This is a genomic window from Methylocystis sp., assembly GCF_021731785.1.
Classification (GTDB): Bacteria; Pseudomonadota; Alphaproteobacteria; order Rhizobiales; family Beijerinckiaceae; genus Methylocystis.
This window is the reverse complement of the sequence record NZ_JAKFWS010000124.1, coordinates 1-12,785: the sequence shown is the minus strand read 5'-3', so window position 1 is coordinate 12,785 and position 12,785 is coordinate 1. Positions and strand designations below refer to the sequence as shown.

At 63.3% G+C, this 12,785-nt stretch carries 13 protein-coding genes; 3 read left to right on the top strand and 10 right to left on the bottom strand.

The window, feature by feature from the left end; all coding sequences use genetic code 11:
* The 7 genes from QZ964_RS17370 to QZ964_RS17340 all read right to left on the bottom strand — a co-directional run.
* Positions 1-405, bottom strand: a 405-nt coding sequence (locus QZ964_RS17370; protein WP_292533079.1) for a DUF1259 domain-containing protein, incomplete at its 3' end; no start/stop codon positions are given.
* A gap of 25 nt (positions 406-430) precedes the next feature.
* Positions 431-1,804: a chromate efflux transporter gene (gene chrA, locus QZ964_RS17365; protein WP_292533077.1), complete on the bottom strand. Its 1,374-nt coding sequence runs from the start codon at positions 1,802-1,804 to the stop codon at positions 431-433.
* Complete coding sequence (locus QZ964_RS17360) at positions 1,801-2,628, bottom strand: sulfurtransferase/chromate resistance protein (RefSeq protein ID WP_292533076.1); 828 nt, start codon at positions 2,626-2,628, stop codon at positions 1,801-1,803. Before QZ964_RS17360 ends, chrA begins: the two co-directional genes overlap by 4 nt.
* Positions 2,629-2,901: 273 nt before the next feature.
* Entirely contained in the window at positions 2,902-4,224 is a 1,323-nt protein-coding gene (fahA, locus tag QZ964_RS17355) for a fumarylacetoacetase (RefSeq protein ID WP_292533074.1), read from the bottom strand.
* Between the two features lie 7 nt (positions 4,225-4,231).
* Positions 4,232-5,461, bottom strand: a complete 1,230-nt coding sequence (locus QZ964_RS17350; RefSeq protein ID WP_292533073.1) for a CoA transferase — start codon at positions 5,459-5,461, stop codon at positions 4,232-4,234.
* A gap of 1 nt (position 5,462) precedes the next feature.
* Positions 5,463-6,272, bottom strand: coding sequence for an enoyl-CoA hydratase-related protein (locus tag QZ964_RS17345; RefSeq protein ID WP_109025858.1), 810 nt, complete (start codon positions 6,270-6,272; stop codon positions 5,463-5,465).
* A gap of 295 nt (positions 6,273-6,567) precedes the next feature.
* Positions 6,568-7,647, bottom strand: coding sequence for an AraC family transcriptional regulator (locus QZ964_RS17340; RefSeq protein ID WP_292533071.1), 1,080 nt, complete (start codon positions 7,645-7,647; stop codon positions 6,568-6,570).
* 282 nt (positions 7,648-7,929) lie between these two features.
* Here QZ964_RS17340 and QZ964_RS17335 point away from each other — a divergent pair, with 282 nt between their 5' ends.
* The gene (locus QZ964_RS17335) at positions 7,930-9,336 is read left to right on the top strand and encodes an NAD-dependent succinate-semialdehyde dehydrogenase (protein WP_292533070.1); all 1,407 of its coding nucleotides are present in this window, start codon (positions 7,930-7,932) and stop codon (positions 9,334-9,336) included.
* A 51-nt stretch (positions 9,337-9,387) separates the two neighbouring features.
* Complete coding sequence (locus tag QZ964_RS17330) at positions 9,388-9,870, top strand: tautomerase family protein (RefSeq protein WP_109027791.1); 483 nt, start codon at positions 9,388-9,390, stop codon at positions 9,868-9,870.
* A 163-nt stretch (positions 9,871-10,033) separates the two neighbouring features.
* On the opposite strand, the gene QZ964_RS21625 is transcribed toward QZ964_RS17330, so the two are convergent.
* Positions 10,034-10,273, bottom strand: a complete 240-nt coding sequence (locus QZ964_RS21625; RefSeq protein ID WP_367119297.1) for a hypothetical protein — start codon at positions 10,271-10,273, stop codon at positions 10,034-10,036.
* Here QZ964_RS21625 and QZ964_RS21620 point away from each other — a divergent pair.
* Positions 10,245-10,409 (top strand): hypothetical protein, encoded by a 165-nt coding sequence (locus QZ964_RS21620; RefSeq protein WP_367119296.1) that lies wholly within the window; start codon positions 10,245-10,247, stop codon positions 10,407-10,409. The two genes, QZ964_RS21625 and QZ964_RS21620, sit on opposite strands and share 29 nt — an antisense overlap.
* 276 nt (positions 10,410-10,685) lie before the next feature.
* Here the strand turns inward: QZ964_RS21620 and QZ964_RS17320 are convergent, their stop codons facing one another.
* A complete protein-coding gene (locus QZ964_RS17320) occupies positions 10,686-11,330 on the bottom strand; it encodes a GDSL-type esterase/lipase family protein (protein ID WP_292533067.1) in 645 nt (214 codons plus the stop codon).
* Positions 11,331-11,950: 620 nt separating this feature from the next.
* Positions 11,951-12,235, bottom strand: coding sequence for a hypothetical protein (locus QZ964_RS17315; RefSeq protein ID WP_292533066.1), 285 nt, complete (start codon positions 12,233-12,235; stop codon positions 11,951-11,953).
* Positions 12,236-12,785: the final 550 nt, after the last annotated feature.

Here is a 12,785-nt window from a genome sequence, read left to right as displayed (position 1 = left end):
GTCGCCGTGCGCGCCGACGTGCATATAGAAAGTTGCGGGGCTGGCACGCAGGAGGTGGTTATGGACGGCCGTCACCTGGACGCCGTTGGCGAGTAGCGACCGCATCACGGGATTCACCTCGGTTTCAATCACCACCAGGTCACCCATCATCATAGCCGAATGTCCGGCTGGCTCGAAAGCAATCCAGCCGCCGAGGGCGAGACCGGGCTTGATGCTGACGCCGTCGAGGGTGACGTGAAGATCGCTGCGCGGGAGAGCGTATTTGTGCACGCTTCCAGAGACGGCGGCCTTCTTGCCGATAGCGGCGTCAACCTGCGACCAGTCGGTTTCAGCTACAGCAACAGCAACAGACGCGGGCAATAGCAGACATATTGTGCAGAGAGTGGCTAGCGGCCTCTTTTTCATGGCGTTCTCCCTTTCCGTCGAAAGTCTAAATCGCTCCTACGAGAAACAGCCCTATTCCCGCCAGGCAGGAACCCGCCAGGGTCTGGAGCACGCCGACACGAAGCCGGAAGATCGCAATCGCCGCAGCGGCCGAGAGGGCGAGACTCCAGAAATCCACGCTGGCGAGCACGGGCGCGTCGAACGACAGCCCATAGCCATCCACGGCGACCGTCTTGCGAAAAATGGTGTGGATCGCAAACCAGATAGCGAGGTTCAGGATGACGCCGACGACGGCGGCGGTGATCGCCGCCAATGCGCCGGAGAGCGCCTTGTTGGAGCGGATTTTTTCGATGTATGGCGCGCCGAGAAATATCCAGAGAAAGCAGGGCGCGAAGGTGACCCAGCTTGCGAGCAAGCCGCCGAGCACCCCCGCCAGAAGTGGCGGCAAGTCGCCTGGCGAGCGAAACGCCGCCATAAAGCCCACGAACTGCAAGACCATGACCAGCGGGCCAGGCGTCGTTTCCGCCATGCCGAGCCCATTGAGCATCTCCGCAGGCGTCAGCCAGTGATAGGTCTCGACCGCCCGTTGCGCGACATAGGCGAGGACCGCGTAGGCTCCGCCAAAGCTCACGACAGCCATTTTGCTGAAGAACATCGCGATCTGGGAGAAGACGTTCCCGTGACCGGCGACAAACAAGATCGCAACAACCGGGATGAGCCAGACCGCCACCCAGATCAGGCCGATTTGCAGCGCCCGCTTACCCGAAGGGTGAGCGTGAACGGGTGTCCCATCGCCTAGAACACTTTCGCCGTCCTCATGCGCCGCCCCATGTCGGACTGACACGAAGGCGGGATTCCCGCGCGCCGCGCTGACGTAACCGATCAAGGCCGATGCAAGGATGATTGCAGGGAACGGCAAGGCGAAGAAGAAAATGCCGACGAATGAGGCGGCGGCCAGAAGCTGCATCGCCGGAGATTTGAGCCCGCGCTTGCCGATCCGCGCGACAGCTTCAATAACAATGGCGAGAACGGCGGCCTTCAACCCGAAGAACAATCCGCCCACGATCCCGACATTCCCCCAGAGCGCGTAAATGATGCTGAGCGCCATGATCGAGATGACGCCGGGGAGAATGAACAGCCCGCCCGCAGCGAGGCCGCCGGCGGTGCGATGCATGAGCCAGCCAATATAGGTGGCGAGTTGCTGAGCCTCGGGGCCGGGCAACAGCATGCAGTAGTTGAGGGCGTGCAAGAAGCGGCTCTCGGGAACCCACTTCTTCTCATCGACAACAATTCTGTGCATCACCGCAATCTGCCCGGCAGGTCCGCCGAAGCTCAGCAAAGCAATGCGAGCCCAGACACGAGATGCTTCAGCGAGGGATACGCCATGATCGTGGGCGGTAGTTTGAATATGAACGTTCACGACGCTTTTCCAGATTTGGTGGCAGGCCAATTATGGGGTTCATCAGTCGCATCACGACACCAGCGATAAAAGGCGTCGTAGAGCGCCATCCCGGCTTTGAGCTGTTCGAGATCATCCGCATACATGCGGGATTGACCGAGCGACGCCGCGAGCAGCCCCGCTGCTTCAGGGGCAAGATCGAGGCGCGCCGTATCCGCTCCACGCACGATCACCGCAAGCCTTTGTAGCGGCTCTATCGCTAGGCCCCATTCCTCGAGCATCGTATCGAATGTGCAGCGTTCACCCCTGTGGCTCCAGAACGCACCCTCTATGTCGAAAGGCGCGCCACCGAAACGTTCCGCAACCGCTGAGACTTCCGCTGGTGCAACGAAAAGAAAGACGGCGCTTGGATCGACAAACCGGTGGATGAGCCAGGGACAGGCGATCCGATCAACTTTCGGGCGGGAGCGCGTAACCCAGATTGTGCGCCCCAGAGTGTCGCGCTGTGGCACCTTCGCCACTGGGATGAGCGGAGCGCCCGCTTTGACCCAAGCTAGATGTCCTCCCGTCAGAACATCGGCAGAACTCGCCCCAGCATGACGAAGCCATGCAGCGACGCCTTCGCTGTCTTGCTCTCCGCTCTTGTCGATGATGATGGCCGGACGACCGACGAACTCCGAGGCCCAATGCGAAACGGATTCTGCGCGGCGACGTAACGTGCATGGCAATAAGCGTGGATCGGATTCGTGATCCTCGTCCGTCCGCACGTCAATGAGCGCGGGACAATGGACGACGCCAATGAGACGCGCGAGCTTATCAGGAGAGATTGAGTTGATTGACGACATAGTGCGCCCTTGGTGAAAAACCGGACGCGATTCTTGGGCATGTCGCCTCGTGGGGAGATCGCTTCCCCATGGAACGACAATTTGCGGCCTTGGCGTTAGAAGTCAAGGCCGGTTTCGACACTTCGCTTTTGTGCGAAAATCAAGACTTCGCATAATGCGGTTACGCTAAAAATTAGCGGATTGCCGACGCTGCCCTACGAGCGTGATGCGCCCTTGCCCCGCAATCATCGAAATGCCCACGCGACCGCGCGGTGCCGCCGGCGCCGGCGGCTTCTACAATGTGGGCGCTGGCTGCACCTCGCCGGCGCAGTCGCCAAAGCCGATCCGAGCGAAACCGTCCTTCGCGCAATAGCCGGACAAGGTGACGGTGTCGCCGTCTTCGAGGAAGGCACGCTCCTCGCCGGCGCCCAGTGGCACGAGAGCGCTTCCTGCCTTGCTCAGCTCGCTCAGCGCCCCTGCCTCCCCTTCGCCGGGGCCGGAAACCGTGCCGCTGCCGATCACATCGCCGATCTGCAAGTTGCAGCCGTTCACCGTATGGTGGGCAATCATCTGCGCCACCGTCCAATACTGGTGACGAAAGCTGGTGACCGACACGCGCCGAGGCAACCGGCCGGCCTCTCGCTGACGCGCCGTGCCCAAGCGGACTTCCAGGACGATGTCGAAGCCGCCGGACGTTCGGTTCCGATCGCTGTCGAGATAGGGCGGCGGCGGGGAATCGCCGTCCGGGCGCGACACCGCCGTGCGAAACGGCGCCAGCGCCTCCAGCGTGACAATCCACGGGGACACGCTGGTCGCGAAGTTCTTCGCCAGGAACGGTCCGAGCGGCGCCTGCTCCCAGACCTGAATGTCCCGGGCCGACCAATCATTGAGCAGGCCGATGCCGAACACCTTGTCCTCGGCCTCGTCGATCGGGACCCGATCGCCGGCCGCATTGCCCTGGCCGATGTAGATCGCCAGCTCCGCCTCGTAGTCCAGCCTCTGGCACGCCTGGAGCTGCGGGACGACCGCGCCGGGAGGCTTGGCCTGCCCCAGGGGACGGCGGACCGGACGCCCGCTGACGCCGATGCTCGACGCCCGGCCATGGTAAGCGAGCGGCATCCAGCGAAAATTCGGCGTGACCAGCTCGAGGCCCATCGCCCGGCCGACGTTGTCCGCGTGAAACAGCGAGGTATAGAAATCGGTGTAGTCGCCGATGTCGACCGCGACTTTGAAGAGCGCATCCTCCCGCGGAACCAGACACGCAGCCACGGCGTCGCGCCCAGCCGGCGGAGCGCCTTCCTTCAGGAGATCGAACAGGGCGTGGCGCAGAGCTCGCCAGGCAGTTGGCCCGAGCCGGAAGAAGGCGTTCAGGGACGGCGAAAGGCACGCGCGCGCGGCCGCGGCGGCGGCGCCCTCAAGCAACTCGGCGTCGCCGAGCGCCTGCATGTCGATGATTTGATCGCCGATTGCGACGCCGCCCCGCCAATGATGCTGCTCGTCAGGGCGTTGAAACACCGCGAAAGGGAGATTCTGGATCGGGAAGTCGCCGTCAGGCCAGTTGGCGCCGGCCACCCAGCTGCGTGCGGCGGGGTCGTGCGTGTGGTTGATCGCGACCATGATGACCTCAATCGAAATCGCCCATGATGCTGCGGCGGCTCAGAAGGATGTGACGGTCCTTCAAGCTTTGGATGGCCTCGGGCGCCACCTTTGCTTCCGCGCAGATCTCGGTATTGTGCTCGCCCTGAAAGGCCGGCGCGCCCGGCGCTGGAAGTTCGGCCCCGCTGAAGATCCACGGAGCGCCCGGCATCGGCGTCGTGCCTCCGTTGCGATCGTCGATCTCCACGATGGCGTTCCATTCCTTGACCCAGTCAGTCTTCGCGAACTCGGTGATCGACCGGACTTCGCCCACCGCGAGGCCGGCTTCGCTGACCTGCGTCTGCAGCTGCGCCAGGTCCTCGAAGGTCAGGATCCAGGCCCGCACCTCGGCGAGGAGAGCATTGAGGTTAGTCCGCCGGAGCCGCGCCGTGGCGAACCGCGGATCGACCAGCAAATCCGTCCGCCGCATCATTCCGCAATAGCTCATGAACATCGGCGTGTAGATCGGGCTCGCGGCGATCGTCAGCCGTTTGCCCCCGGGCAACTCGTAGATGTGGGATTCATTGGCCGAAAGGGCGATCGGCTCCCCCTCGGTGTCGATCTCCGACAGCAGAGCGCCGGCGCGCTCATTGACCGAGAGCATGGTGGCGGCCATGGAGACGTCGACGTGCTGGCCTCTCCCAGTCTTGTGCCGGTGCTCAAGGGCGGCCAGCACCGCAATTACGCCCTGAAGCCCAGTATAGACGTCGGCGTGGCTTGCGGCGTCGTTCATCGGCGCGGTCAGGGCGGCGCCGTAGTGAGTGTGGACAATCGAGGTATGGCCCGTCTCGCATTGCACCGTGGGCGCGAAGGCGGGTCGGCCGCGCCAGGATGTGGACTGGCCGTAACCAGTGATCGACACATAGACGATATTGGGATTGTAGGCGCTCACGTCCTGGTAAGAGAGGTCGAAGCGCGCAAGCGTGCCTGGGCGGAAATTCTCCACGATGATGTCGGCGTGGCGGCAGAGCTCCATGACGATCTCCCGCGCTTCTTTCCAGTTGAGGTCGAGGCTGAGGTTGCGTTTGCCGGCGTTCTGCTGGACGAAATAGAGGCCCATGTCGCCGATGTGCGGCAGGCCCTTGCGACCGATGTCGCCCGACGGGGGCTCGATCTTGATAACGTCCGCGCCGAGGTCGCGTAGCGCCTTGGTGCAATGGGGGCCGGCGAGAACGCGGGTGAAGTCGACGACGCGCAGGCCTTGGAGGGGCGCGGACATCTCAGTTTCCCTCGTAGACGGCCGTGCCCGGCCCGGTCTTCAGGAACGCCTCGATCCCGCGCTTCCGGTCCTCGGTCGCCCAGATCATCGCGTTGATCTCGACTTGGCGCCGGTCGGCCGCGGCGATGCCCGCGCGCGCCGATTCATTGGCCAGCATCTTGATGCCGCCAAGAATCCGCGTCGGGCCCGCGGCGAGCTGTCGGGCCCAGGTCAGGGAGACGGCGCCGAGCTCCTCTTCGGGAACGACCAGATTGATGACGCCCCACCGCTCGAAGGCCTGCGGCGAGTGGCGGCGGCCGAGCATCGCGATCTCCTTGGCGCGCGCGACGCCGGCGCGCTGCACCAGGCGTTGGGTTCCGCCGAGCATCGGGTGAAGACCGACCGCGACCTCGACTTGGCCCACGAAGGCGGAGTCCGCGGCCAGGATCATGTCGCAGGTCAGCGCAATCTCCAGGCCGCCGCCCAGCACGCCGCCGTTCAGAGCGGCGACGGTCGGGACCGGGATGCTCTCCAGGCCCTCCAAGAGGGCGGCGAACTTGACGGGGTCGGTGTGTATGACCGTCGTGACGCCGAAGGTCTCGACCTCCGCGCCCGCGCAGAAGTGGCGCAGGGCGCTGCGCAGCAGGATGGCGCGCGCGCCGGCCTCGACCGCCGCCCGATATGCGGCGACGAGGGCCTCGAGCATGGCGTCGTCGAGAAGGTTGTGCGGCGGTTTGGTCATCGTCACCACGGCGACTGCGCCGTCGAGCGTCCATTGGATGGGCGCGTCGGCCGCCGGCGTTCGGGATTCCTGGACGGCTGTCGACGTCATTCCCTATCTCCCTTGAGTCGCGCCGCCGCTGGCCGGAACGCTGACGTTTCGGCGCTCTAACGGGGCCGGTCTCGCTCAGAGGCGGCGCGCGGGCGCCTCGCGGCGTCGCTGGGAGGGATTGTGCCGGTGAACCGGCGAACCGGCCACGTTCGACTCTGCCAATTTTCGCATTCGAAACTGCCAGTCAGACCGAGCATCTCGTTTTTATATTCGTTACTCGTCCGGCCCTCGCGACCATCGTCACACAAGGGATCATAACGGGTCAAATCACGCCAGGCGTAAGGCTTCGTGGCCTCTATTCGACCTTGGAGAGGATCCCATCGGGGCCCTCCTGCAGGCCGCCGCGATAGACGCTCGGCGCATGTCCCGTCCACTTCTTGAAGGCCTTGCGGAAACTGGTCGCATCCGCGAAGCCCACGCGTTCGGCGACCTCTTCGATCTGCAGCCGGGTGTTTTCCAAATACTCGGTGGCGATCGATCGGCGCAGGTCGTCGATGATTCCCTGATACGACACGCCGCTCTCCGAGAGCCGCCGATGCAGGGTGCGCAAAGAAAGGCCCAACTTGTCCGCGATCTCCCGAGCGGGCGGAAATTGCTGCGAGCTGTTGAGGCAGACGACGCGGATCTGTCGCGCCAAGTCGGCGCCGCCGGTCGTCTCGGTCAACACCCGATCGCAGAATTGCTGGCACACCTGGGCGGTGATCGGATTGGCGTTCGGGCAGGATCGATCGAGGACGGCGGGATCGAAATGCCACTCCATGGTCTCGCCGCCAAACTCGATCGGGCAATTGAACATCCGCTCGTAGAGCCGCCAATACTGCGGGCGCGGGAAGGTGAAAATCATGCGCTTGGTCGGAAATGGCGCTCCCAGGACGTGGCTGAACAGCGACGTCATCGAGCTGCGCCAGAACTCGGCGGCGAAGGGCAGCAAGTCGCCGAGCGCCTCCACGCCGTGGCTCCGCAGAACGGCGGTGTTGTTTTCGATGCTGAAGCTGATCTGCCTCACTGCCGGCCCCGCCATGGTCACATGTTCGACGGAGAGCAGCAGCGCCTGGCCGAAGGTCGCGCTGCTGACCATGGCGTAACCGTAGATGCCATAGTCGCTCAGCCGCTGCCGCGCGCCGGCGAGCAGGCCGATCTCCGGTCGCGTCGCCAGTCGGCGGGCATTGGCGTAAATGGCCAGCCGCTGGCGGTGCGACATGCGCGCCCTGGGATCCTCCAACTGGCAAGGCTGGATACCTGTCTGCGCGAAAAGGTCTTCAACGGAGACGCCCTGCGCGCCTAATTCCGCGGCGAGCGCGCTCAACCCCAGCAGGCTTTGCGTTGGAGCGTCGTGGTCGTCTGGCAGCGGATACACGATCTTGATCGCGTTCAACGATCCCTCCTCCCCGCTCGGGACACTGGCACGACTTGACCACCTCTTCTGCCGCCGCGCAACGGATGATCCGGTGGGGCCAGGCCGATCAGAAACTCGACCGGACGCGGCAAATCAAAAGGCGCTGCGAGTCCCCGGGCACGGCCTCCTGGCACGTTCGAACGCCTAGATTGGCAGAGTTCGACGTTATTGACGACGACGCGAACGCCTAAGCTCCGCGATGAGAGGGACGAGCAAGCACAGCAAGAACTTCGTGGCTCGATCACACCGGCGGAGAAACGCATGGCCTACGAAACTGTGAACCCAGCGTCGGGAGCGCGTTTGAAGTCCTTCGACGACATCTCCGAGGCGGGGCTCGAATCGGCCGTCGCCACCGCTCAATGGGCCTACCTGACGGAGTGGCGCGATCGCCCGGTCGCGGAGCGCGCTCGGATCCTTTCGAAAGCGGCGGCGCTGCTGCGGGAGCGAGCGGACGAGTACGCCGGCTACGTCACTCTCGAGATGGGCAAGCTCTCGGGAGCGGCCCAGGCGGAGGTCCAGCTCTCCGCGGCGATCCTCGACTACTACGCCAGCCACGCCGAGGAATTCTCGAGGCCGAAGACCTTCTCCGGCTTCCCCGACAGCGTGCTCGAGACCCGCCCGATCGGCGTGATCCTGGCAATCGAGCCGTGGAATTTCCCCTACTATCAGGTGGCTCGCGTGATCGGCCCCCAACTCGCCGCGGGCAATGTCGTGCTGCTCAAGCACGCCGAAAGCGTGCCGCAATGCGCGCTGGCGTTCGAGCGGCTGATGCGCGACGCCGGAGCGCCTGCGGGCGTTTTCACCAAGCTCTTTGCCAGCATCGAGCAGATCGGGCGCCTGATCGACGACCCCCGCATCGTCGGGGTGACCATTACCGGCAGCGAGCGCGCCGCCGCCGCCGTGGCCGAGCGGGCTGGACGCAATTTGAAAAAGGTTGTCGCCGAGCTGGGCGGCAGCGACCCGTTCATCGTCCTCGAGGATGCGCCGCTCGAGTCCACGGTCGAGAGCGCCATCTTCGGCCGGATGTTCAACACGGGCCAGAGCTGCGTGTCGTCTAAGCGCATCATCGTGGTCGGCCAGGCGCGCGGACAGGCGTTCCAGGACGCCTTTGTCAGCGGCATGGTGGGACTGAAAGTCGGCGAGCCGACCGCGGAAGACACAGGGCTCGGGCCGATGTCCTCGGAACGCGCATTGAACCTTCTGCTCGACCAGATCAGCGCGGCCAAGAAGGGTGGCGCCAAAGTCGTGGTCGGCGGCGAACGCATCGACCGGCCGGGCTTCTATCTGCAAGCGACGGTCCTGACGGACATAACCTCCGAAAATCCGATTTATGCGCAGGAGCTGTTCGGTCCCGTCGCATCCCTTTTCGTCGTCGACACCGAGGAGGAGGCGATCGCCCTCGCCAATGCCAGCCCATTCGGTCTCGGCGGCTCGGTCTTCGCTGGCGATACTGCGCGCGGCCGCGCGGTCGCCGATCGGATCGAGAGCGGAATGGTCTTCGTGAACCAGCCGGCCTGGACGACCCCCGAGCTGCCGTTCGGCGGCGTCAAGCGCTCGGGCTACGGCCGCGAACTTTCGGAATTGGGCTTCGGTGAATTCGTCAATCGCAAGCTGGTCACCGTCGTTCAGGCTGGCTCCCCGCCCTGGGGACCGGTCCAATCTGGTTGACGCCTGCCCGGAAGGCGCAGGGGCAGCCGTAACATCGAGGGAGGAAGCACTATGCCGTTATGGAAGGTTTACACTCCGGTCGGGGCCTATTCGGATGCCGACAAGGCGGAGTTCGTGGCGAAGATCACCGAAGCGTACGGCACGGTTCCCATTCCAGCGTTTTACGTCGTGGTTATCTTCGAAGAGGTAGCGGCGAATAACATTTTCGTCGGCGGTAAGCCGCACCCGAAGTTTGTGCGCTTCAAAATCGACCAGATGGCCCGAACGGCGAATGGCGCTGTGGTGAGAAGCTGGTGGGTTCAGACCATCGATAGTTTTATCGCCCCTTGGGTCAAGGACCGCGGATTCGACTGGGAGGTCACTGTGGATGAGCTTCCCGCCGACCTCTGGTCGATTCAGGGCCAGATTCCGCCCCCCTTCGAGTCCGTTGCGGAGAAGCGCTGGATCGCGGAAAATAAGGTCAGCCCATACTCCTGTCACGAGACGATTCCGGCCAACGGGAAGATTTGGAACGCCGGCGTCGCCGGCTCCTGAATGACCAGCTCCGAGCCGCTGTGAGATGCGCGGGCCTGCCGCTTCCCTGCGGCAGGCCCTCGTTTCCGCTTCGGAAACCGCGCCTGGCCGTCGGCGGAGCCCGCACTGCGCCGAGTTCGCCCCCGTGATTTCGAGGGATTCGACATCGTGATTGTCGATCCTTTCAATGTTTCGTGAGGTTCGAGCACCACTTTAATTGCAGGGGATCGGCTGCGGCTATGAGGGGGAAATTGCGCACTTTTGAGGAGAGCAACATGTTTAGAAGGATCTTCACGGCTTCGATCTTCGCCGCCGGCGTTTCATTATCCGCTGCTGCTTTCGCACAGACCGATCCGGCCGCTCCGGACTGCGCGGCACGGGCGACCGAGAAGAAACTGCACGGCGCGGCGCTGAACAGCTTCATGAAAAAATGCGATAGGAACGCCGCCGCGGTCTCTTGCGAAGCCGCCGCGGTCGAAAGGAAATTAGCGGGCGCCGCGAAGACGAGCTTCACAAAGAAGTGCGTTAAGGACGCGACGGCGAAGCCGAGTGCTCAATAACGCGCTGCGCGGGCGCGTGGCGCCGTCGCCGATGCGCTTGCCGAGAGGCCCCGTGAAACGAATGCAGGAAAGGGAGACCGGCGGGTCGGGGAGCGCTTAGCAACCTCCGTCGCGCGGCGGGCGTCGTCACGGTCTATGCGAGATCGCGAGCAGCGGCATGGACTCCGCCTTCTTGGCGATGGCCCAGATCGCTTCGTTTCATTTGGCTGAACTTGAGTGGATTGAAGATCGGCCGGCCAATCCACTCGGCGACATGCTCATCGCGCTCAAACGCGGTCAGCTCGGCGCGAGCAAGATTTTCGCTAATCTACCACTGTCGAGGAATAGTTGATCGCTCAACTTCTCCCGAAGAGCCGCGATCCACACCGCATTAGCGCGTGGCGTGAAATGCACCCCGTCGTCGCTCATCTCTGCGCGGCGCACGCCATTGAGCGAAACATGCGGATTGAGGTCCAACACCTCGATGCCTTGCTCTCGGCAAAGCTCCGCCATCATTGCGTTCGCTGCATCAATGCGCGGCGCCGCCTCTCTCTGGGCGATATAAGGCATCAAGGTGAAGATCGCGGAAGCCCTCGGATTGAGGACTTGCAGCACGCCGCGGAAATCGCGTTCGATGTCCCGGATCGGCGCGGCGGCGCCGAAAAGATCGTTCAGACCTCCGTCGATGATGAAGCTCTGCGCGCGATTTCGTTGCGCACGCTCCAACTGCCCGGCGATATCCACGAGCCGCGCGCCGCCCTTGGCGAAGTTTATCACCTCGAAGGGGCGACACGACAGCGTGTGGAATGGGCAGCCGGCCGCGAGACTATCGCCGACGACGGCGATGCTGGCGACGGCGGGTCCTAGAGCGACCGCCGCCAGTACTGGCGCGATGGCGCCGAGAAAAAAGCGTCGCGACGGAGCGGCGATATTCGAGCTCATACAAATCCCTGTCGCAAGGATGCATCGCTCGCGACGATAGGCATCGATCTCCTCGCCAGGTATCACCAGTATCCAAGCTGGCAAGATGAGGCCGGAATATGGCTGCTACCGCTTCATCGCTCATTTCGCTGTTGCCAAAGTGGCTGGAGCCTCCCGTCTTGTTTCGCTTTTCCAAATGTTGGAGATCGGGAGAGTGAAGTCCGGCGCGAGTAGTTTCTAAACCGGATTCTCCGGCTTGCAGTGCCCGCATCTCGTGACATTCTTGACGCCGGATCCGCGAGCGATTGCAAACGCTTTTTTGCTATCTAGATGTGGGCCAAGCCATTCCGTAGTGAGATTTGCTTTTAGTCCCGGCCTTCGCTGGCCCCTGCCTTCATTGCAGTGAGGACAAGATCCTTTGTGAACCGTCGCCGACTGATGGCTTGGGGCCAGGAAAACGTAAAAATTCATGACTGGTTTCTCCGCCGCGATCACCGCCAGCGGCTCTTCGTCCACCGGCTTTTCAGCTTCACGCTCGCTGCTGCTCGAGCAAATCGAGCATCCCTGTGCGGACGTGCGCTTGCGTGACTTTTTCGGCTTTGTGTGGCCCTTGGCGCTATCGTCCTGACTATGGGGACGCTTCACGCAGCATCGGTCGCGGAAAAAATTTCATCCGGTTGCCGCGCTGATCGGTCAGCCGCGTCGGCAATCCTATTGGACAGCGCCTCCCAAAATGCGGCGCGGCCGGCGTCGCCGTTGCGCCGAAAGAGCTCGGCCTGGCGCCTGAATGATTCCTGCATAGCAGCGACATCTCTTCCCGTGGCCGCGCCAGCAAACGTTCGAATTGCTTCGAAAGTCCAGCTTCCAACGAAATCACGATCCGTCTGCTTTTTCATGGCGAGTGCCTGCCTGCTTAATTCCGTCAAGCTCCCTTGGAGCGCATGACATCATTGGCCGACAGTGGCGCATATCCACTCTGCGGCGATATGCGCGGGCACACACAGCAGATTCCGCGCAAAAAGGCGCGGTCGCGCGCCATGCAAAACGGCGGTCGAGGCGATGTTTTGCCCGGCTGATACGACATCGTTCTGCGTCCGGCGGCGGAGGACGCCTTGCAGGAATGGATCGTCTCGTAGCGACTCAACAGACCAGCCGTCGGCGATGATCAAAGGCTGGTGCGACCGCACGCGCGACTTCTTCCGGCTCGACACTCAGTCGACAAAAAATCTGAGCGCCTGTCGCCTTTCACTTCGTGGGCAGTCCGCTGAAGCGCCTCCTCATTCAGCCAACATTCAGTGGCTCGATGGAATGAATTGCGCGGGGCAGAAGGAGATCAGCATGTTGCGCAAACTGTCTCTAGTTACGAGTTTGGCCGCGGCTTTGACGCTTCCGACTGTCGCTACGGCCTGGGATGGTCATGGCGGCGGCTGGGGAGGCAACGGTCATCATGGCGGTTGGGGCGGCGGCGGTTGGGGT